19 protein-coding genes and 1 pseudogene are annotated in these 20,475 nt (G+C 65.1%); 3 read left to right on the top strand and 17 right to left on the bottom strand.

What is annotated here, in order from left to right; translation table 11 throughout:
* The 11 genes and pseudogenes from ACTS1Z_RS07950 to ACTS1Z_RS07900 form a co-directional block, all read right to left on the bottom strand.
* Window positions 1-478, bottom strand: a pseudogene (locus tag ACTS1Z_RS07950) (type II secretion system minor pseudopilin GspK); the annotation flags it as partial.
* Window positions 475-1,086, bottom strand: coding sequence for a type II secretion system minor pseudopilin GspJ (gspJ, locus tag ACTS1Z_RS07945; protein WP_442623915.1), 612 nt, complete (start codon window positions 1,084-1,086; stop codon window positions 475-477). The pseudogene ACTS1Z_RS07950 and the gene gspJ, both read right to left, overlap by 4 nt.
* Entirely contained in the window at window positions 1,083-1,544 is a 462-nt protein-coding gene (gene gspI / locus ACTS1Z_RS07940; protein WP_442623914.1) for a type II secretion system minor pseudopilin GspI, read from the bottom strand. The genes gspJ and gspI overlap by 4 nt, the downstream gene beginning before the upstream one ends.
* A complete protein-coding gene (locus tag ACTS1Z_RS07935) occupies window positions 1,537-2,118 on the bottom strand; it encodes a GspH/FimT family pseudopilin (RefSeq protein ID WP_442623913.1) in 582 nt (193 codons plus the stop codon). The genes gspI and ACTS1Z_RS07935 overlap by 8 nt, the downstream gene beginning before the upstream one ends.
* Window positions 2,093-2,578, bottom strand: a complete 486-nt coding sequence (gspG, locus tag ACTS1Z_RS07930; protein ID WP_442623912.1) for a type II secretion system major pseudopilin GspG — start codon at window positions 2,576-2,578, stop codon at window positions 2,093-2,095. The genes ACTS1Z_RS07935 and gspG overlap by 26 nt, the downstream gene beginning before the upstream one ends.
* A 68-nt stretch (window positions 2,579-2,646) precedes the next feature.
* On the bottom strand, window positions 2,647-3,891 hold the full coding sequence (gene gspF, locus ACTS1Z_RS07925; protein WP_442623911.1) for a type II secretion system inner membrane protein GspF: 1,245 nt from the start codon (window positions 3,889-3,891) through the stop codon (window positions 2,647-2,649).
* On the bottom strand, window positions 3,884-5,470 hold the full coding sequence (gspE, locus tag ACTS1Z_RS07920; RefSeq protein WP_442623910.1) for a type II secretion system ATPase GspE: 1,587 nt from the start codon (window positions 5,468-5,470) through the stop codon (window positions 3,884-3,886). Before gspE ends, gspF begins: the two co-directional genes overlap by 8 nt.
* Window positions 5,467-7,608 (bottom strand): type II secretion system secretin GspD, encoded by a 2,142-nt coding sequence (gene gspD, locus ACTS1Z_RS07915; RefSeq protein ID WP_442623909.1) that lies wholly within the window; start codon window positions 7,606-7,608, stop codon window positions 5,467-5,469. Before gspD ends, gspE begins: the two co-directional genes overlap by 4 nt.
* A complete protein-coding gene (locus ACTS1Z_RS07910) occupies window positions 7,605-8,459 on the bottom strand; it encodes a type II secretion system protein N (RefSeq protein WP_442623908.1) in 855 nt (284 codons plus the stop codon). Before ACTS1Z_RS07910 ends, gspD begins: the two co-directional genes overlap by 4 nt.
* Window positions 8,460-8,544: 85 nt before the next feature.
* On the bottom strand, window positions 8,545-9,339 hold the full coding sequence (locus ACTS1Z_RS07905) for a prepilin peptidase (RefSeq protein WP_442623907.1): 795 nt from the start codon (window positions 9,337-9,339) through the stop codon (window positions 8,545-8,547).
* A gap of 142 nt (window positions 9,340-9,481) precedes the next feature.
* Window positions 9,482-9,961, bottom strand: coding sequence for an SH3 domain-containing protein (locus ACTS1Z_RS07900; RefSeq protein ID WP_442623906.1), 480 nt, complete (start codon window positions 9,959-9,961; stop codon window positions 9,482-9,484).
* 127 nt (window positions 9,962-10,088) lie between these two features.
* Between ACTS1Z_RS07900 and ACTS1Z_RS07895 the strand changes: the two genes are divergently transcribed.
* A complete protein-coding gene (locus ACTS1Z_RS07895) occupies window positions 10,089-11,078 on the top strand; it encodes a 2-hydroxyacid dehydrogenase (RefSeq protein WP_442623905.1) in 990 nt (329 codons plus the stop codon).
* Window positions 11,079-11,195: 117 nt separating this feature from the next.
* On the top strand, window positions 11,196-12,506 hold the full coding sequence (locus tag ACTS1Z_RS07890) for an ammonium transporter (RefSeq protein WP_442623904.1): 1,311 nt from the start codon (window positions 11,196-11,198) through the stop codon (window positions 12,504-12,506).
* Between the two features lie 3 nt (window positions 12,507-12,509).
* On the opposite strand, the gene ACTS1Z_RS07885 is transcribed toward ACTS1Z_RS07890, so the two are convergent.
* From ACTS1Z_RS07885 to ACTS1Z_RS07870, 4 genes are all read right to left on the bottom strand, one after another.
* Window positions 12,510-12,869 (bottom strand): hypothetical protein, encoded by a 360-nt coding sequence (locus ACTS1Z_RS07885; RefSeq protein WP_442623903.1) that lies wholly within the window; start codon window positions 12,867-12,869, stop codon window positions 12,510-12,512.
* Window positions 12,870-12,945: 76 nt separating this feature from the next.
* Window positions 12,946-14,349, bottom strand: coding sequence for an NAD(P)H-dependent flavin oxidoreductase (locus ACTS1Z_RS07880; RefSeq protein WP_442623902.1), 1,404 nt, complete (start codon window positions 14,347-14,349; stop codon window positions 12,946-12,948).
* Window positions 14,350-14,411: 62 nt separating this feature from the next.
* Window positions 14,412-15,545 carry a glycosyltransferase gene (locus tag ACTS1Z_RS07875; protein WP_442623901.1) on the bottom strand — a complete coding sequence of 378 codons (1,134 nt, stop codon included), beginning with the start codon at window positions 15,543-15,545 and terminating at the stop codon, window positions 14,412-14,414.
* A 2-nt stretch (window positions 15,546-15,547) separates the two neighbouring features.
* Window positions 15,548-16,402 carry an alpha/beta fold hydrolase gene (locus ACTS1Z_RS07870; protein ID WP_442623900.1) on the bottom strand — a complete coding sequence of 285 codons (855 nt, stop codon included), beginning with the start codon at window positions 16,400-16,402 and terminating at the stop codon, window positions 15,548-15,550.
* A gap of 37 nt (window positions 16,403-16,439) precedes the next feature.
* Here ACTS1Z_RS07870 and ACTS1Z_RS07865 point away from each other — a divergent pair, with 37 nt between their 5' ends.
* Window positions 16,440-17,837: a protein adenylyltransferase SelO family protein gene (locus ACTS1Z_RS07865; protein WP_442623899.1), complete on the top strand. Its 1,398-nt coding sequence runs from the start codon at window positions 16,440-16,442 to the stop codon at window positions 17,835-17,837.
* 12 nt (window positions 17,838-17,849) lie between these two features.
* Here ACTS1Z_RS07865 and ACTS1Z_RS07860 read toward each other — a convergent pair whose 3' ends face one another.
* Both ACTS1Z_RS07860 and ACTS1Z_RS07855 read right to left on the bottom strand, forming a co-directional pair.
* Entirely contained in the window at window positions 17,850-18,347 is a 498-nt protein-coding gene (locus tag ACTS1Z_RS07860; protein ID WP_442623898.1) for a hypothetical protein, read from the bottom strand.
* 65 nt (window positions 18,348-18,412) lie between these two features.
* A partial coding sequence (locus ACTS1Z_RS07855) for a YadA-like family protein (protein WP_442623897.1) occupies window positions 18,413-20,475 on the bottom strand: 2,063 nt, incomplete at its 5' end.

Genomic DNA, 20,475 nt, shown 5'->3' with positions numbered 1-20,475 from the left:
CGGCGTCGATCCAGTCGGCCAGCGACCAGGCGATCCGCTCGGCATCGCCGCGCGGGATCTGCAGCGCCGTCATCAGCGCGGAAAACTGGACGACGCCGACCTGATCGATGGTCAGCGCGGCGGGATCTTCCCCGCGCGCCACGCTGTTGAGATTGAAACAGTTGCCGCCGTCCCAGATCGTCGCCAGCGCCACGCCGCCGCCCGGCAGCGGCAGGGCCGTCTCATCGCCCATCCAGCCGCCGGCAAGCGTCGTCTTGCTGTTGTCGCTCGCCAGCAGATCGTTGATCCGCAGTACGGCGAGCGATTCGGCACCCGTGGCAAAAGCGCGCGACTGGTCGAGCGCCGAAATATTGCCGGCAAGCCGCGTCGCGAGCTGCAGCCGCTCCATCGACGCGGCCGCCAGCGCCGCCATGATCGCGACGAGCAGCAGCACCGCAAGCAGCGCCGCGCCTTCTTCGGATGGTTTGCCCGGCCTCATATCTCGGCCCTCACGGCACCGGTCTGGAACATCTGGCGCACCGGCCCCAGCCCCTCGACTTCCACCGTCAGCTCGACGGCATCGGGCAGTTCGGTCGCAAGCGACGGGTCCCAGCGCTCGCGCCATTCGCCGCCGCTGCGATAGCGCAGCGTAATCGCGTCGATACCCGAGACGAGCGCAGCGCCCGGTAGCGGCTCGGCGCCGTCGACATAGGGGTAGGCGCGCCGTTCGAGCACACCGTCGACGAGCCGGTAATCGACTTTCTGGAGGGAAGACCGCGGATCGCCGTCATAATTGCTCCATCCACGCCGCACGAAGCTGATCAGCAGGTCGCCATCCGCGCCGCCACCGCCGAAAAAGGCGTTCTGCCGCGCGCCGGCAATATCGCGCGCCGGGCGCGGCGCGATCTGCGAAAGATCGTTGGTCAGCGCAGCGTTCATCCGACGGATACCGCTCATATCGGCCAGGGCCTGCTGGGACGCGGCCTGCGAATCCACGCTGAACCGCAGCAGCGCCACGCCGGCGGCCGACACGATGCCGAAAATGAACAGCGCCACCATCAGCTCGGCGAGCGTAAAGCCGCTTTCGGAGAAACGCCGCCGCCTCATTGGGCCGCAAACCGGAAGACGGTGAGATCAGCGGCGCGTTCGCCACTCGCATCGGTAACGGCGATATCGATCTGGAGGATGCGCGCCTCGGGCGACGGCCCGGTTACCCGCGTCCATTGCCAGTTGCGGCCGCCATTCATTTCCTCGCCATTCTCTGTACCGATCGACGGCGGCGCGGGATCGGTCAGCGCCTCGACGGCGACATTGCGCGCGACGATCTGGCCGATCGTACGGTCGGCAATGCGATTGGTATTGGTCACCGTCACGGTTTCCAGATTGAGCAGGGCGAGCGCAGCGATGCTGAACACGGCCAGCGCGACCAGCATTTCGAGCAGCGTGAAGCCCGATTGGCCGCGTTTGTGCTCCTGCGCAGGCAGGAGCCTAGGGCTGCGAGCGCTATCGCCTGCCGCCCTGGATTCCTGCCTTCGCAGGAATACGAATTGATTGCGCCTAGCCATCGACCCGGATCGTCCCGTCGGCGCCGATCGCGATGCTGACGCTGGACTCGTCGCGCGCCAGCGTCACATCGAGCGGCCCATTGAGGCCCGTGGCGTCGAACACGACCCGCGTCCGCTCGCCATCCTGCTGCGCCACGGTTACGGCCACGTCCTCGGGCCATTGGCGATCCTGGAACGGCGGACGGCCGATCGCGGTCCATCCCTCTCCGTCATAGCGTTCAAATCCGTAGCCGGCCGGCGACACCCATAGCGCAACGTCCTGCATCTCGACGATCGCCGCTTCCTGCGCGGCATGGGCGCGCGCGGCGAACGCTTCGCCCTCGTCGATCAGCCGGCCGCGCGGATCGGGCATCACGAAGACCATCGCCGAGGCCAATATGCCCAATATCACGAGCACGACCATCAGCTCGGTAAGAGTAAAGCCGGATTCGTGTTTGCTGCCTATTCGTGCTCCTGCGCAGGCAGGAGCCCAGGGCCGCAGACGCCATCGCTTGACGCCCTGGATTCCTGCCTGCGCAGGAATACGGCAACGGCAAGACGCGCTGGTGTTATTCCCAATTGCCGATATCGGCATTTTCCGCCTCGCCGCCCGGCTGGCCGTCGGCGCCATAGGTGAAGATATCGTATGCGCCGCCGCTCTGCGCGCCTGGTTGCGTGTACTGATAGGCATTGCCCCAGGGGTCGGTCGGCAGGCGGCGGATATAACCGCCGCTGCGATAGCGCTGCGGCTGGGTCAGGTCGCTCGGCGGCGTGACCAGCGCCTGCAGCCCCTGCTCGCTGCGCGGATAGCTCATATTGTCGAGCCGATACTGTTCGAGCGCGGATTCCAGCGTGCTGATATCGGCGCGCACTTTCGTCTGATTGGCCTGGTCCGCGGCCGGCAGCACATTGATGACAACGACCGTCGCCAGCAGGCCGATAATGACGAGCACGACCATCAGCTCGGTCAGGGTGAAGCCACTTTCGCCCTTCTCGTCATTCCCGCGAAAGCGGGAATCCCGCTGCCTTTGCTCGGCCTGTTCGTCACGGTCCATCGGAGAAAAGAAGTAAGCGGGATTCCCGCTTTCGCGGGAATGACGAAGGTAGGAGGTGACACGCATAACTAAGCTCCGACGGCAAGAGTGTTGAGCTGAAGAATGGGGAGCAGGATCGCGAGTACGATCAACGTCACGATCACGCCCATGACGATGATTATAGCCGGTTCGAGCAGCGAAAGCATGGCCGAGGTGAAGGCGTCGAATTCGCGCTCCAGATAATCGGCCGCGCGTTCGAGCATGACGTCCAACTGCCCCGACGCCTCGCCGCTCGACGCCATATAGACGAGCAGCGGCGGAAAAATGCCGGCCTTGCGCAGCGCCGCCGAAAGGCTGCCGCCCTGCCGCACGGCCTCCGCCACTTCCTCGGATGCTTCGCGCTGCGCGGCATTGCGGACGGTCTTCGCGGTCAGTGTCAGCCCTTCGAGTACCGGCAGCCGGCTGCCGATCATCGTCGCCAGCGTCCGCGCCATCCGCGCCGCGTGGAGATCGCGGATCAGCCGTCCGAGCAGCGGCAGGCGCAATACGCGCCGATCGAAGCGCAGCCGGAAATCCGGGTTCTGCAAAGCCCGCCACAATCCGAAGCCGGCAAGCGCGATCACGATCAGCAGCGCCCACCACCAATTGGCGAGAAAGTTGGACAGCCCGATGACGATGCGCGTGAGCAGCGGCAATTCCTGTCCCACGCTGTCGAACTGCTCGACGACTTGCGGCACGACGAAAACCATCAACGCGAAGACCACGGCAATCGCGACGACCGTCAGCATGATCGGATAGGTGAGCGCGGTCAGCACCTTGCCGCGCACCTCGGCCTGGCGTTCCTGCAGGTCGGCGAGCCGCGCGAGGATGCTCGGCAGCGCGCCCGACCCCTCGCCCGCCGCGATCATCGCGCGATAGAGCGGCGGGAAGCTCTTCTTCTCGCGCTCCATCGCGCGGGCGAGCCGCTGGCCCTCGACAACGCCGGCATGGACGCTTTCGAGCACGCGGCGCACGCGCGGCTTCTCCGCCTGCATCGCTATCGTACGGAGCGCCTCTTCGAGCGGGCTCACATCGACCAGCGTCGAAAGCTGGCGCGTGAACAGCGTCAGCTCCTTCGCCGACAGATGGTTGCGCAGCTCGATCGAGCGGCTGAGCAGCGGCGCGGTATCGTTGGCCGGCGCGCGCGACGGGCCGCTGCCGCCGGGTGCGATCCGCACCACATAAAGCCGCCGCGCATCGAGCCGGGCACGCGCGGCCTCTTCGGTCTCGCCATCGACCGTACCGCGCTTTTCGCGGCCTGCCGTATCGAGGGCCAGATATTCGAAGCTAGGCATCGACGGGTTCCGGCTCCTCGATCCGCGAAATCCGGACCGCCTCTTCGGCCGTCGTCACGCCATCGCGAACCAGCGCGCGCGCCGCCGAGCCGAGATTGGGCGCGTGAAGGAATGCGTGCCGGGCGATCTGCGATTCATCGCCGCCCGCATTGATCATCCGGCGGATATCATCGTCGATGCGGATGATCTCGAACACGCCGGTCCGGCCCTTATAGCCGGTATGGTTGCATTCGGGGCAGCCGCGCGCCTCGTAGATCGGCGTGCCGGAATCGAAACCGAGCAATGCGGCAACCGCATTCGACGCCTGCACCTGTTCGCGGCAGTGGGTGCAGAGCTTGCGCACGAGCCGCTGCGCGACGACGGCGCGCAAGGTGGATGCGAGCAGGAACGGCTCGATCTGCATGTCGCGCATCCGGGTGATCGCGCCGACCGCATCGTTGGTATGGACCGTCGAGAGCACGAGATGGCCGGTCAGCGAGGCCTGCACCGCGATCTGCGCGGTCTCGCGATCGCGGATCTCGCCGACCATCACGACATCGGGGTCCTGCCGGAGAATCGCGCGCAGCCCGGTCGCGAAATCCAAACCGACTTTCGAGTTAACCTGTGTCTGCCCGACGCCTTCGATCGCATATTCGACCGGGTCTTCGACGGTCAGGATATTGCGCGAGCCGTCGTTCAGGAGCCGGAGCCCGCCATAGAGCGTCGTCGTCTTGCCCGACCCCGTCGGGCCGGTGACGAGGATGATGCCATTGGGTTCGGCAATCGCCTGGCGGAAGATCGTATCGACGCGCTCGGGCATGCCGAGTTCGTCCATCCCGATCCCGGCATTGTCCTTGTCGAGGATGCGCAGTACGACGCGCTCGCCCGCGCTGCTCGGCAGGGTGGAAACGCGCACGTCGAGCAGCTTGCCGCCGAGTGTCAGCGAAATCCGCCCGTCCTGCGGGATACGGCGCTCTGCGATATCGAGCCGCGCCATGACCTTGATGCGGCTGACGATGGTCGCAGCAACATGCGGCGGCATGCGCAGCGTCTCGTGCAGCACGCCGTCCATCCGCATGCGCACGACGAGGCCTGTGTCGTAGGGTTCGATATGGATGTCCGAGACGCCCTGCCGCGCGGCATCGGCGATAATGCCGTTGATCAGGCGGATGGCCGGCGCGTCGTCCGCGCTGTCGAGCAGGTCCTCTGCGGTCGGGATATCGCTCGCCAGCATGTCGAGATCGCCGATCCCGCTCGCCGCATCGGCCGCCGCCTGCCCGTCCACCGCATAGCGTTCGGAGAGGATCGAATCGAAGCGCTCCGCCCGCACGAGCTCGACATCGAAGGGCCGGCTCAGGAAGCGACGGACCTCGAGCAGTGCGCGCGGATCTTCGCCCTCGCGCAGCGCGACCTTGAAACGCGCATCTGCCTCTTCGCCGGGATCGAGCAGCACGACCCCGAACTTGCGCGCGAATCCGTAGGGGATGTTCACGTCCAGTCCCGGCAGCGGCGCGGCATCGGCTTCCGAACCCAGCGCGATCGCCGGTTCGCCGGCAGTCTCGCCGGTGTCGATTTCGTCGCCGCGCCGGATGTCGATCATGGCTGCGGTTCCTCCGCTTCGGGGACGTCGACCGGCCGGACGGTCGAGGTCGTCGTGCTGACTTCGGGGACGATGACCCGCGGATCGACGGGCGGCGGCGTCGCGGGCGGGCGGCCCGGCGGCGTCACGCCCAGATACTGGCGGACCAGCGTATCGATGCCGGGCTCCTGATCGGGATTGGCAAGGAACTGCCGCGCGCGGATATAGCCGTAGCGCCGCTCCATCACCGCGCGGCGGTCCTCGGCGCTCGACAGGATCGTCGGCCGGATGAAGACCATGAGGTTCGTCTTGGTCCGCGTGCGCGAGCGCGAGCGGAACAGTTCGCCGATCAGCGGAATATCGCCGAGGATCGGGATACGCTGGATCGTGCGCCGCTCATTGTCGTCGAGCAGGCCGCCGAGCGCGATGATCTCGCCATTGTTGACGGTGACCGTCGTGTCGATCTCGCGCTTGTTGATGATCAGCTCGTTGAAATCGTCCGAAACCGGCCCCGCGATCGAGCTGACCTCCTGCCGGATATCGAGCCGGATCGCGCCGCCCGCATTGATCTGCGGCCGCACCTCGAGCTCGATGCCGACATTCTGGCGCTGGATCGTGCGGAAGGCGTTGTCGAAATTGTTGGACAGCGCCTCGCCCGTCGACACCGGAATTTCCTGGCCGACGAGGATGCTCGCCTCCTGATTGTCGAGCGTCGTGATCGAAGGCGTCGAGAGGATGTTGGAGTCGGTATCCTCCTGCACGGCATTGAGGATAGCGCCGAAGATCAGGTCGGACCCCAGTTCCGACGCGAAACCGAGAAACCCGCCCCGCGCCCCGAGCACCGCGCGCGCCGCATTTTCGCGCAGCAGGTCGCTGACCGCCGAATTGTCGGTCGTCGTCACCACATTGCCGTTGATGACCGTGGTCGTCTGGTCGAGCTCGTCGGCGAGCAGGCCGCCGGCAAGATCGAGGATGCGCGGCTGTACGTTCGAATAGTTGGTGACCGCGAAGGGCGCATCCTCGCCACCGAACAGGAACTGCACACCGAGTTCGCGCGCCGCGGCATCCGAAATCTCCACGATGATGGCCTCGACGAGCACCTGGTCGCGCCGCGTATCGAGCTGGCGGACCAGCTCGCCCAGCGTCCGCTGCATTTCCGGCGGCGCGGAGATGATGATCGCGTTCGCGCCCTCATAGCCGGTCACGATGACGCGCTGCCCGGGCCGTCCGCCGCCCGCCGGCGCCGCTTCGGCCGCGGGCGCGGCGGCACCCTCGGCCGCATTGGGCGCCGCGCCGCCGCTCGACGTCTGCGCCGATACCGCGCCGACCTGTCCGGTCACGCGCTCGAGCACGGGCAATATCTGCCCGGCGTCCGCGAATTCGAGAAAGATCACGCGGATTTCCGTGCCGCTCGCGGCGCGCGCGTCGAGTTCGCGCGCCAGCGCCGCCATCCGCGCCACCGTCGCCGGATCGCCGCGCAGCACGAGCGAATTGGAACTGTCGACGGGCACGACCGAAGCGGGCGACGGCCCCTCCGCACTCTGCACGAGCCCGGCCAGAGACGCCGCGATCTCGCGCGCGCCCGCATTGTCGAGCGACACGATCTCGCTGGCGCTGGAGTCGACGTCCACCCGCTCGATCAGCGCCCGCATCCGCCGCACATTGTCGGCAAAATCCGCGATCACGAGCGAATTGCCCGCGGTGTTCGCGGTAATCGAGCCCTCCTGGCTGATCAGCGGCCGCAGCGTTTCCACAGCGGACGAGGCCGGGATGTTCCGCAGCCGGAAAATCTCGGTGACGAAGGCGTTATTGCCCGCCCGCGCCGTCCCCACCGCGCCGGGCTGCCCAGCCGCGCTCGCCGTCGACTGGATGCGCAGCGCGCCGCCCGCCGTCGGCACGGCCACGAGGCCGTTCGCGCGCAATGTCGACAGGAACACTTCGAAATATTCGGATTGGGACAGCGGCCGGTCGGTCACCACCGTCACCGTCCCGCTCACCGATGGATCGATCACGAAGGTCCGCCCCGTCACGCGCGAGGCGTCCTGGATGAAGGCGCGCACATCGGCATTGCGCAGGTTCAGCACATGCTGGGCGCTCGCCGGCGCGACCGGCGTCGCGACCATCGCGGCAATGGCGAGTATTGCTGTTATCTTTTTCATTCACTTACCCTTGCGCGAAACGAGACGGTCTCGCCATTGCGTTCGACTTGCACGAAACCGTCGCCGGTGCCGAGATTGTTGGCGAAACTGACGGCCTGCCCCATGTCCTGGATCCGTTCGCCATTGATCGAGATGATGATGTCGCCGGGCTCGAACCCGGCCGCCCGCAGCGCATCGGCATTGTCGCCGCTCGGCTGCAACACGATGCCCGTCACCCGGTTGCCTTCGCGGCGCGGCGATATCTGCGTGCCCGAGGCGAGCTGCCTCGGCGTAATCGTCTCGCCGGACGGGCGTCGGGATGCGGCCGCGGATTGCGCCGGCGGACGGGCAATAGCGGCTTGCGGCGCGGCAGCAGAAGCCGGTGGCGCGGACGTGCCGCCCGACTGGTCGAGGAAAATCTGTTCGCTCGATCCGTTGCGCGAAATCGTCACGAAATCGAAGTCGACCGCTTCGAGTGTCACGCCGGGCATCACCTCGTCGCCGACCGAAAAACTGTCCTGCTCGCCATTGGGCAGCGCGATGATCGCCGAACCGCGCCCGCTCGCCTGGTCCTGCCGCACCCCGAACAGGCGCAGATCGAGGTCGGTCACCACGACCCGGGCATTGCCTTCGAGCCGGAAAAAGGGATCGAACGTTTCGAACAGCGCCATGTCGGGCGCGGACAAGGCCGGGACGCCGGCATCGCTGCGCCAGTCCCCGACCGGCCCGACCGGCGTCGCGATCGCCCATACCAGCCGCGCGCACTGCACGGCGAGCAGGGCGATCAGCACGATCTCCACCACGGTGAACCAGTTTGTTCGCGGCAACCGTCTCAGCAATCGCTGGGCACGGGCATCGAGCGATAGGCGCATTAATTTTTCCCCGACGACTGCGCGCTAGGCGTTCAGTGTTACACTGCGATGACGGCTTTTATGACATTTCGATGACATAGGCGACTCACAGCCCGGGGAAGACCGCCGCGAGCGGCGCGCGCGCCAGCCAGAGCGGCCATGCCACGACCGCCAGAAATGCGCCGAAAGGGAGGCGGTCGGTCGCGGCGACGGCCTTGCCGCGTGTGGCGCTCAACAACACCGCAATCAGCCCCGTCGCACTCGCCAGCAAAATGACGATCGGGAGCATCTGCCAGCCCAGCCATGCGCCGATCGCGGCGAGCAGTTTCGAGTCGCCGCCGCCAAGCCCGTCCCGGCCGCGCAGGGCCCGGTAGCCGAGCGCGATAAGATACAGCACAAGGAAACCGGCAGCCGCACCGATCGCGGCATCGCGCAGGTCGGGTGTACCGAACAGCCAGGCGGCGCCGATGCCGAGCAGGATCAGCGGCAGCGTCACCCGGTCGGGCAGCCAGAAATGCCGGATGTCGAGGATCGCGAGCAGCAGCAGCGCCCAGCCGAATATCGCGCCCGCCAAACCGGCTGCCCCGGGGTACATCGCAAGCGACAGGGCACCGATGGCTGCCGCGCACAATTCCATGATCGGGTGGACCGGATCGATCCGCGCGCCGCACTGACCGCAGCGCCCGCGCCGCAGGACATAGCCGAGAAGCGGCACAAGCTCGAACCAGCGCAAGTTGCGCCCGCATCCATCGCACCGCGAACGACCCGCCGAGGCGGACTCGCCTTTCGGCCATCGCATGGCGAGCGTCGCAAGATAGCTGCCGATGATCGCGCCCAGCACAAAACCCGTCACCCCGGCCCAGAGCGGCGGAAGCGCGCCAAATGACGCCGCGACGCTCATCCTAACCCGTCATTCCCGCGAAAGCGGGAATCCCGCTGCCTTCTACCAATTTTGTATTCGATGACCTGTCCGTGGAAAATGCGGCCAATAAGCGGGATTCCCGCTTTCGCGGGAATGACGGAGAAGCGAAGGTCATCTTTCGCTAATTATCGACGCGTTCATCGTCATCGACGCCATAGAGATGATCCGCCTCCACGAAACCGCTGCGCCCGCGCACGTCGAATTCGCACCAGCCCCGGCGGCAGGACCGGATGCGCCCGACCACGCCCGGCTCCGCGCGATAGCGGATGCGCGCGCCCGGCTGCGGCGCTTCGCGCAGCGGCCGGATGTCGCCAGTAATCATCGCCGTGCGATCCGCGCTCAACAGGTTGACGAGCATCCAGCCCTGGGTGCCGTCCGGATCCTCGATCTTGCGCCAATTTTCATAGACTTCGACGACGCGCACGGGGAGGCCGGCACGCTGGTACAGCCAACTGATCGGAAAATTGCGCCCCGGGCCGGTCCGCATCCGCGCCTGCCCGGCCGATATCGAAGCCCAATAGGGCGTCTCGCGCACCTGTGCCGGCGCATCCTCCGGAATCGCCAGCGCCAAGCCGCACAGGACCAGGATCCATACTCGCACTACACCGCTCATCCGTCCGCATCGCCCCTTTTCGATGACCCGTAACCGTCTCTAAGCAAAGCACTGCCAAGGCTTCAACCCGCGATCCGCTTGACGCACCCGGACGCAAGCGGCAATCCCCGTTGCGATGCCGCAGGTCGAACGCCCCAAAACCATCGTCACGCGCAAACTGCCCGACCAGGTCGAAGCGCGCATGCAGGAGCTGTTCGACGTCGAACTGAACGCGGACGATGCGCCGATGACGCCGGACCAGCTCAAGGACGCGGTGGCGCGCGCGGAAGTTTTCGTGCCGACGGTCACCGACGATATCACGGCGGACATTCTCGACAGCGCGGGGCCGCGGCTCAAGCTGATCGCCAATTTCGGCGTCGGCGTCGATCATATCGACCTTCCGGCCGCCCGCGCCCGCGACATCCTCGTCACCAATACGCCGGGCGTGCTGACCGAAGACACGGCCGATATGGTTATGGCGCTGATCATCTCCGTCCCGCGCAGGCTCGCGGAAGGCGAAAAGCTGGTGCGCGCGGGCGGCTGGCAAGGCTGGGGCCCGACCGGCATGCTCGGCCATCGGGTGAACGGCAAGAAACTCGGCATTATCGGCATGGGACGGATCGGCCAGGCCGTGGCGCGGCGCGCGCGCGGCTTCGGCATCAATGTCGAATATCATAATCGCCGCCGCCTGCCCGAAGCCGTCGAACAGACGCTCGAAGCGACCTGGCGCGAAGATCTCGACGCCATGCTCGCCGATATCGACATTCTCTCGATCAACTGTCCCTACACGCCCGACACGCATCACCTCGTGAACGAAAAGCGGCTCGGGCTGCTCGGCAAGGATGTCTATGTCATCAACGCCGCGCGCGGCGAGATCATCGACGAGGAAGCACTGACCGACGCGCTGGAAAGCGGCGCGATCGCGGGTGCCGGGCTCGATGTCTATGAAAACGAGCCGCATATCGGGGAACGGCTGCTCGCGCTCGATAATGTCGTGCTGCTGCCGCATCTGGGCTCCGCGACCTTCGAGGGGCGCGAGGCGATGGGTGACAAGGTCATCGCCAATATCCGGATCTGGGCGGACGGGCATCGCCCGCCGGACCAGGTACTGGAAGGCTGGGTCTGATCATGGCCCGTACACAAAACCGTCGGGGCTGAGCTTGTCGAAGCCCTGCCCTTTCTTCTAACCCAGGAAAAATAAGAACAGCCCTTCGACAAGCTCAGGGCAGACGGGAGGTGGGTTATGCGTCGGATGATCAAACGGGGCTTTGCCGCCGCCGGGGGACTGCTTTTGGCCGGCGCTGCGCATGCCCAGCCGAGCTTCCCGCCCGCGCCCGTCGTGGTAAATTCGGGCGACACCGCATGGCTGCTGACCGCGAGCGCCTTGGTATTGATGATGACGCTGCCCGGCCTCGCGCTGTTCTATGGCGGGCTCGTGCGGACCAAGAATGTCCTCTCGGTCGTCATGCAGATATTCGGCATCTGCTGCGTCGCATCGCTGATCTGGGTGACGGTCGGCTACAGCCTCGTCTTCACCGAGGGTAACGCCTTTATCGGTAGCTTCGAGCTGGCGATGCTGGCGGGGCTTGGCGAGGTGTTTCCCGGCACGACGGTGCCCGAATCGGTCATCGTGCTGTTCCAGATGACCTTCGCGATCATCACGCCCGCGCTGATGGTCGGCGCCTGGGTGGAGCGTGCGCGGTTCGGCTGGGTGATGGTGTTCTGCGCGCTGTGGCTGCTGGTCGTCTATATCCCCGTCGCGCACATGATCTGGGGCGGCGGCTTCCTCGCGCAGCTCGGGGCGATCGATTTTGCGGGCGGGATCGTCGTGCACACGACGGCGGGCGTTTCCGCGCTCGTCATCGCGCTGTTGCTCGGCCGGCGCGACGGGTTTCCGGCAAAGCTCATCCCGCCGCACGGCGCCGCGCTCACCATGGCGGGCGCGGCCCTGCTCTGGGTCGGCTGGTTCGGGTTCAATGGCGGTTCGGGCCTCGTTGCGGATTTTGGGGCCGGATCGGCCATAATCAACACCCATATTGCCGCCAGCACCGCAGCCCTCACATGGGCGATGATCGAAAAGATCCGCTTCGGCAAATCGACCGGCATCGGCGTCGCCACCGGCGTCATCGCGGGCCTGGCGACGATCACCCCCGCCGCCAATGTCGTCGGCGTCGGCGGCGCGCTGCTGCTCGGTTTGCTGGCCGGCGTCATCTGCTTCGCCGCCGTCGGTCTCATCAAGCGCCGCTTCGCCATCGACGATTCGCTCGATGTTTTCGCAGTCCACGGTGTCGGCGGGATGCTCGGCGCGGCCATGCTCGCGGTCCTGATGGCCCCCGGACTTGGGGGCACGGGCTATCCCGAAGGTGCGACGATGGCGAGCCAGCTGGTAAGTCAGATCACCGCCATCGGTGTTGTCGCCCTCTGGTCGCTGTTCGCGACGGCGGGGCTGGCATGGGTCGTCGGCCTCGTCTTCCCGATGCGCGCGACGAAAGAGCAGGAGCAGGAAGGCCTCGACCTGTCGCAGCATGGCGAGAAAGCCTGGGACTGGGACTAGGCGTCAGGCACTTGCGAAGGCCCGCCAGCCTACGATCGCGAGAAACGGCAATCCGACCAGATCGGCAATCGCGATCGTGCGCAGCGTTTCGGGCTGGCCCGATGTCCAGTAGATTGCGAGGAAGCTGAGCATCGAGAGCCCTGTGGCAACGACCGCCAGCTGCCGTACATTCGGATCGACTGCCGCCCACAGGCAGATCAGCAGAATGACGGCGAACAGCGCCGCGCGATGGTGGAGCAACGGGAACAGCGGGTTCGCCGCATCCACGCCGTAAAGCCGATCGATCAGGCCCGGTGCGAGCAGCGCTACCGCAGGCATGAGATGGATCAGCGCCAGAACGCCCCAGGCTATTCGTTCTATCATGCGCAAAGCTCCTTTGACGCGCGCCATCGCCCGCCAAAGGCCGCAGATCAATTACGTGGGAGGTAAGCGCTTTCGGTTAGTCGCCGGTCTGGATCCGTTCGACCAGCTGCTTCACCGTCGGAACGAACCCGTTGGAATAGAAGGGATCGGTCTTGAAGTTGAAGGCGTTATGGCCGGCGAACATCAGGTTCTGCTCCATCGGCCCGCCATGGACGATATCCTGCAGCGTCTTCTGGATGCAGAAGGACCGCGGATCGGCCAGACGGCCGGTCGTGTAATTGTCCTTGTCCTTCCACGACGAAAATTGGCACTGGCTGAGGCAGCCCATGCAATCGGCCTGGTCCTTGCGGATCAGCGCCGCTTCTTCGGGCGTCACGAAGACCAGCGTATTGTCCGGCGTCTTGAGCGCCATGGCGAAGCCCAGCGCATCCCATTCGCGCGCGCGCAGCAGATCGCCGCGCGTCACCCAGAAATTCTTGCCCTTCACGCCGACATCGAGCTGATACTGGTGATCGCCTGCCGCCTCGAGCGAGAAGGCAATTTGCCGCTCCGACCGCGCTTCGAGATTCTGCAGGAATTCATTGCGGACCGCAGACGAATAGAAACCGGTCGGCGAGAATTTGTGCAGCAGCACGTCACCCTCGTCGAGCGTCAAGAGCGTGTCCTTCCACGCTTGCGGGATCGGACTTTCCTGCGTGAGAAGCGGCCGCGTTCCATATTGGAACGCGATCTGGCCGAGTTCCGGATTGTCGATCCAGTGATCCCAATCGCGCAGATACCAGACGCCGCCCGCCATCACGATCGGGAGGTCGTCCGAAATCCCCTCCGAGCGCATGGTATCGCGCAGCGCCTTCACGCGCGGATAGGGATCTTCGGGCTTTTGCGGATCCTCGGCATTGGAGAGGCCGTTATGCCCGCCCGCCTTCCACGGGTCTTCATAGACGACAGCGCCGAGCCACTCGGCAGCCTTCGAATAGGCGCGTTTCCAAAGCGCCCGGAAGGCGCGCGCAGAGCTTATGATCGGGAGATAATGGACCTGATAGGAAGCCGCGATTTCCGACAGCTTGTAGGGCATGCCGGCCCCGCAGGTAACGCCCGCGACGAGGCCCTTGGTCTTTTCGAGCACCCCGTGCAGCACCTGCTGCGCGCCGCCCATCTCCCAAAGCACATTGATATTGATCGCGCCTCTGCCGCTCGCAATCTCGAAGGCGCGCTGGACCTGGGCGACGGCGCCGTCGATCGCGTACTGGATCAACTCCTCGTGCCGGTCCACGCGGCGCTTGCCGTGATAGACCTGCGGGATCACGCGCCCGTTTTCGTCGTAATTGTCGGCATTGACGGCCGACACCGTCCCGATGCCGCCTGCGGCGGCCCAGGCACCCGAACTCGCGTGATTGGTAGCGGCGACGCCCTTGCCGCCCTCGATCAGCGGCAGGACATCGCGTCCGCCATAGCTGATGCCGTTCAAACCCTTGAACATAGTATCTCCGACCCGTTTGTCGCGCATATAGGGTGTTTTGACCGGCTATGCGAATATTTTACTCAGGCTGTGGACAAGCGTCCCAATCCAAGCGCCTCGCCATACAGGCGCGCATAGGCGTCGATCATCGCTGTTTCGTCATACTCGGCAAGCGCGCGTTCGCGATTGGCGGCACCAATTTTCCGGCGCAAATCGGCATCTTCGGCCAAGGCGGCCAGCGCTGGCTCCAGCCCGCCACGGTCGGATTGCAGCAGCACCCGGTTCGGTTCGGCCACCATCGACCAGACATCGCCGACGTCCGGCGACGCGACTGGCAATCCGGCGGCCATCGCCTCCACGACCGAAATCGGGAATTGCTCGCTGCGCGACGACAGGGCGAAGATGTCGAAATGACCGGCATAGCGCCACGGTCGATCGAGAAATCCTGCCAGCACGACCCGGTCCGCGATGCCGCTTGCCAGCGCCTCGCACAGGATCGTCTCGCGCTCGGGTCCCTCCCCGACGATGACGAGCTTTACATGGTCGGGAAGCGCCGCGACCGCACGGACGAGCCGCGGCAAATCCTTGACCTCGCGGAGACCGGCAATCGTGCCGATCACGATATCGCCGGGCTGCCGCTCGAAACCCGGAATAGCGTCAGGCTCCGGCTCGCGCTGATACAGCTCGACGGGAATGCCGTTCGCAATTTGAAGAATGCGGCTCTCCGGCTGTTTCCATGTCCGGCGCGCGATATGCGCGAGGCGGTCGGACGGCACGACCAGCCGATACAGGGTCGGGAAGGCGAAGCGCCGATAGAGCGTCCGGCTCGTCTTGAGGCCCTCCGCCTCGTCGGCATTGAAGCCATCTTCGTGATGGATCAGCGGGGGCATCTCCTTGCGTGCCAGCCGGTGCGCCATCACGCCGTCCATCGCTCCCCAGTTATAGGTCAGGACAAGATCGAAATTGCGCATATAGTCGGCGAGCTCGGCCATCCTGCCGGGCGTCGGCTTGCCGGTCAGGCTCGGCGCGTCGGACGGAAAGACGGCGTCGATAGCCGCGTCGATCGCATCGCGCGCATCGAGCGCGTCGGGCATGGCGCTGACGATCGTATGGCGCGCGCTATCACCGAACGCATTCATCAGCCGGACCGCCCGCGCTTCCTTACCACCGAGCGAAAAGGTCGAATGGAGGTGGAGAATATGCGGGCGGGCATTCACGCCTATATGCGCTCCAGAAACGCGTCGATCGCGGCTGCGGCTTCCGGCTCGTCCAGAACGGGTGCATGGCCGACATCGGGCACCGTAGCGATCTCGAGATCGGGCTTGCGCCGCGCCATCTCCCGTGCCGTTTCCGCTGAGAGGATTTCCGAATGGCCACCACGGACCAGCAAGGTCGGAACGTCTTTCAGGCCATCGAATGCCGTCCACATATCGAAGCCGGACTCGCCACCCGGCACGCGGAACGGTTCGGCGATCCGCATATCATAGTCGTAACCAATGCGGCCGGACGGCTGGACCTTGCAAAGCCGCTTTGCCATCGCGAGCCAGTCGTCGAGCGTCCATTTGGGATAGACATCGCCGAAACCCGCGTTGAGAGCGCGCGCGGCATGCAGCCAGGTCGGATAGTTGCCGGCTTTGCCGACATAGCCGCGAATCCGTTCGACGCCCTCCTCCTCGATAACCGGACCGATATCGTTGAGCAGCGCGCCGGCCAACCGTTCGGGATTGGTCGCGGCCTGGAGCATAGTAATCAGCCCGCCGAGCGACGTCCCGAAAGCGATATAATGTTTGATGTTCGTGGCTTTCAAAAAAGCCTCGACATCCTGGACATAGGTCAGCGGCACATAGGTCATCGGGTCCGACGCGTAGGCGCTCTCGCCGCGGCCGCGCATCTCGAGCACATATATCCGCCAGTCGCCCGCCAGGCGGTTGACGACTGGCTCCCAATCGCGGGCGTTGCGCGTCAGGCCGTGCAGGCAGATGATGGGCGGCCTGTCGTCCGGACCCTCGTACAGGCGATAATGCAGCCGCAGCCCGTCGTTCGACCACCATACACCGTCGCTATAGTCCGCCACGCTTGCACACTCCCTCTTCCTCCCCTCATATCGGGCCATGACGATTTTGCCGCAAGCTTCAACTTATCGCCCCGAAACGATCATCCACGAACTGGGCGGCGAGTTCTACGATCCGGTCGACGCCGCGGCTTTTCCGCAGCATATCCTGCGCTTTCGCAACGACCGCTGGGCGGAAACGGTCGGACTGGCCGACCTGACCGACGAGCAATGGATCGCGCATTTCGGACGGTTCGAACCGTTGGACGGCACGCTCCCGCAACCGCTGGCCCTGCGTTATCACGGGCATCAGTTTCGCAGCTACAATCCCGAGATCGGCGACGGGCGCGGCTTCCTGTTCGCCCAGATGCGCGATCAGAAAGATCGCCTGATGGATCTCGGCACCAAAGGATCCGGCCAGACGCCTTACAGCCGGTTCGGCGACGGGCGGCTGACGCTCAAAGGCGGTGTGCGCGAAATCCTCGCGACCGAAATGCTCGAAGCCTTGGGTGTAGAAACCTCCAAGACCTTCTCCCTGATCGAGACAGGCGAGGCGCTCGAACGCAACGACGAACCGTCCCCGACGCGCTCGTCCGTGATGGTGCGCCTGAGCCATGGCCATATCCGGATCGGCACATTCCAGCGGCTCGCGACGTTTCAACAGCCGGAGAATATGGAAAAGCTGATCGCCTATTGCCTGAAACACTATTTCGGCGAGGAAGCGGGCGACGATGCGCCACAGCGCCTTCTCAGCCATGTCGTTGCCGGCGGGGCGAAGCTCGCCGCTTCCTATATGGCCGCGGGATTCGTGCATGGCGTGCTCAACAGCGACAATATCGGCATCACCACCGAGAGCTTCGATTACGGCCCGTGGCGGTTTACGCCGCGCTGGGAGCCTGGCTTCACGGCCGCCTATTTCGACCAGACCGGGCTCTATGCCTTTGCGCGGCAGGCCGAAGCGATTCACTGGGATATCGCCCAGCTCGCCGTGTCGCTGCGCCTCGTCCAGGACGAGGCCGACCCGTTGATCAAGCTGGTGGAAGGATTCGGACCGCTCTACCGCGACGCGTATCTGGAACGCATGCTCTGGCGGCTGGGTGTCGAGAGCCGAGGCACGAGCGACGATGTCCGGCTATTTACCGCGGTCGAGAAGGCCTTGCGCGAATCCAACGTCACGATCGATCGTTTCTTCTTCGATTGGCGCGGCGGGCAGCGGCGCGGCCCCTCACCGGCGGACGGCATTTACGAAAGCGAAGCGTTTGCCGACGTCGCAGACGCTATGAAGGCCTATGCCGCCGCCAAGCCCGCCCACGCCTATTGGTCCGACGACGCCCCCTGCTCGATGCATATCGAAGAGGTCGAAGCGATCTGGGCGCGCATCGACGAAGCCGACGACTGGACGATGCTCAACGAAAAAGTTGCGGCGATACGGCGAATGGGCGAAGCCATGCGCCAGTAGCGCTAGCGGCAACTAGCCGCCTTCGACATTCTGAAGCGTCAGTGGTTGTAGGCCGATCGACAGCACTTTCCAGCGACCGGCCTGCCATTGGTAATAGATGTCGAACTGGATCGCGATGGGCCGCAACCCAAACACGCCTTGGAGACGTAATATGTCCGACGCGATCATCTGCGGCTGCTGGGTAAACTCCGGCGCCAGCAGCAATGTTGTCGAGAGATCGATCTGCTGTTCGCGCAAATAGCGAAATGTCTCGGCAAGCTGCGCCGCGCTGTTCTGTACCTGAAAATTGGTTGCCCCAGTGTCACGCAGCACCGAATAGTTGCCGGCGATGTTCGCATCGTGGATCGACACCATTGTGCCCCATAGCAAACGGGATAGCGTCAGCCGGTCGGGCGTGGGGAAGCTGGCGTTCGGTGTCGTACGTGGGTCTTGGGCTTGAGCCGGCGCGACCAGCATCGCCACAAGGAGCAACATCAGCCATCGCTTTATCATTTGGCGCTCTTCCTTCACATATACTCGGAGGGAAGGACCATAGCGCCCCGGTTTGCAGTTGCCATCAGTTTACTATCGGCACGCTACCAACCGATCTGGAAACCGGTCCGCGCGCCAACCTCGCCGGAATTCAGCCCGACACCGAAGCCTGCCGAGAAGGATGCGTTGTCGCTGATACGCGCCGAGAGCGATGTCGAGGCGGCAAACCGGTTAGCATAATAGCCTATGCCGCTCGAGAGCGCGAAATTCATATCGGGCAGAAGCACCGGTGATTCCATCGAGAGCGCCATGGCGACGCCTTCATTCGCCCTGCGAATATCCTCGCGATTCTGCGTGGTCAGCTCGAACAGTGTCGTAGTTTGGCCCTGCAGAGCGGCGATCGCCGTGGAGTTAGATTGGATCGCCATTGTATTGCTAGCGATTGCGGCGCTGTTGTTCGCGATGGCCGTTGTGTTGGCGCTGACTTGTGCGGAGTTATGTGCCGTCAACTGCTGCGTCGCAAACGCCGTAGAGCTGGTCATGGCGGCGGTTGTTGTCGGAGACCGGACGGTATTTTCCTGTCGTGCCGCATTTGTCACCATCATCGCATTGTCGCCAGTTGACGCGGCGGGTGTACCGTTGGTGACAGCTGCCATATCTGCACGATTGTCGCCCGACGAGACTGCGTTGGCGTCGATCTCCATGCGCGTTGCATTCGGTGCGATACCGCCATTCTCACCCGGGCTCGATGCGAGATATTCGAGCCGGCCGCGCGTTTGCGCAACCGCGGGCACTGAATTCGTCGTCATCATAGCTGAAGATGCTGGCGCGGTCATATTGGCAGGCACCGCATTCGCCGCCGGCGCCCCAGTGGCGGGCGCAGTCGCTACCGGTGCACCGGTCGTTCCGGCGGGTACCGAAGACACCGTAGATGGCGCCGTAGAGGCGACAGCGGCCGGTGCGGCCGGCGGCGCTACGACAGGAGCTGACGCCACCGTTGCCGGCGCGGGCGTCGAAGTCGCAGGAGCCGCGGACCCTTGCGGCGCGACCGACAGCATGCCCGAAGAGTTTACGGTCACATTGTAGACCTGCCCGGCCGGAACCATCGCGCCGAGGCCCGCCAGCGTATAGGTCGCGCTCGCATCGCCGATCGCGATATTGTTGATCCCCGTCGCCACCGCATTCGCGCCGATTGCGATGGAGCCGGAGAAAGTCGCCTGGGACCGGAACCCGATCGCCAGCGCCTCACGGCCCGACGCAACCGACTGATAGCCGACAGATGTCGCCCGCAAGCCTGCCGACGCCTCCGTCCCGACCACAACCGACCGCGCACCCAGTGCCTCGGCCCGGTTACCGATCGCCGTCGCGTCGATATTGTTCGCCAGCGCTGCCGGTCCGATCGCAGTCGTCCGCTCGCCCGCAGCCCGCGAATCCGCACCGATCGCCGTCGCCTCGTCCGCTTCGGCCCGCGCGCCCGTCGGGTTCGGATCCGATCCGTCGCCGCCGATCGCGATCGAGCTCGTCCCGCCGGCCTCGGACAGCGCACCTAGCGCTACAGATCGCGCACCAAGCGCATCCGACCGCGCACCCAGCGCCACCGAGTCCACATTGTTCGCCAGCGCCGCCCGGCCCACGGCCATCGCCTGATCGGCCGTCGCCCGCGCATCCGCGCCGATCGCCATCGACTCCGATCCCGTCGCCTGCGCGCCGTCCGTGTTCGGATCCGAGCCGTCGCCGCCGATCGCAATCGAGCTCACGCCGGTCGCGTCAGACGCCATGCCCATCGTGACCGCCTGTGCTGCAGTGGCACGCGCGCTACTACCGATCGCAATCGCGCCAGTACCGGCAGAAGTGACATCGGCATTGCGGCCAAGCGAGGTCGCGTCGTCGGCATTGGCGTTCGAGAACGCGCCGATAGCTGTCCCCCTCTGGCTGTCCGAGCTTGCGGCGTCGCCGATAACCGTGGTTTCATTGGCGGTCCCCTGTGCGCTGGTACCGATGACAACCGAATTGACCCCCGTAGCCCGGACCTCCGTACCTATACCCACCGCGTCGTTTGCGGTGGCCTGCGCGCCTTCACCGATGGCAATCGCTTGGCTTGCTGTGGCGATGGCATCCGAACCGACCGCCGTTGCAAAACCGCCCGTCGCCTGCGCGCCCAGCGTAT

This window comes from Parasphingopyxis sp. (assembly GCF_052168295.1).
GTDB lineage: Bacteria > Pseudomonadota > Alphaproteobacteria > Sphingomonadales > Sphingomonadaceae > Parasphingopyxis.
The sequence above is the reverse complement of the archived record's forward strand: the minus strand, read 5'-3'. Positions and strand labels throughout refer to the sequence as shown.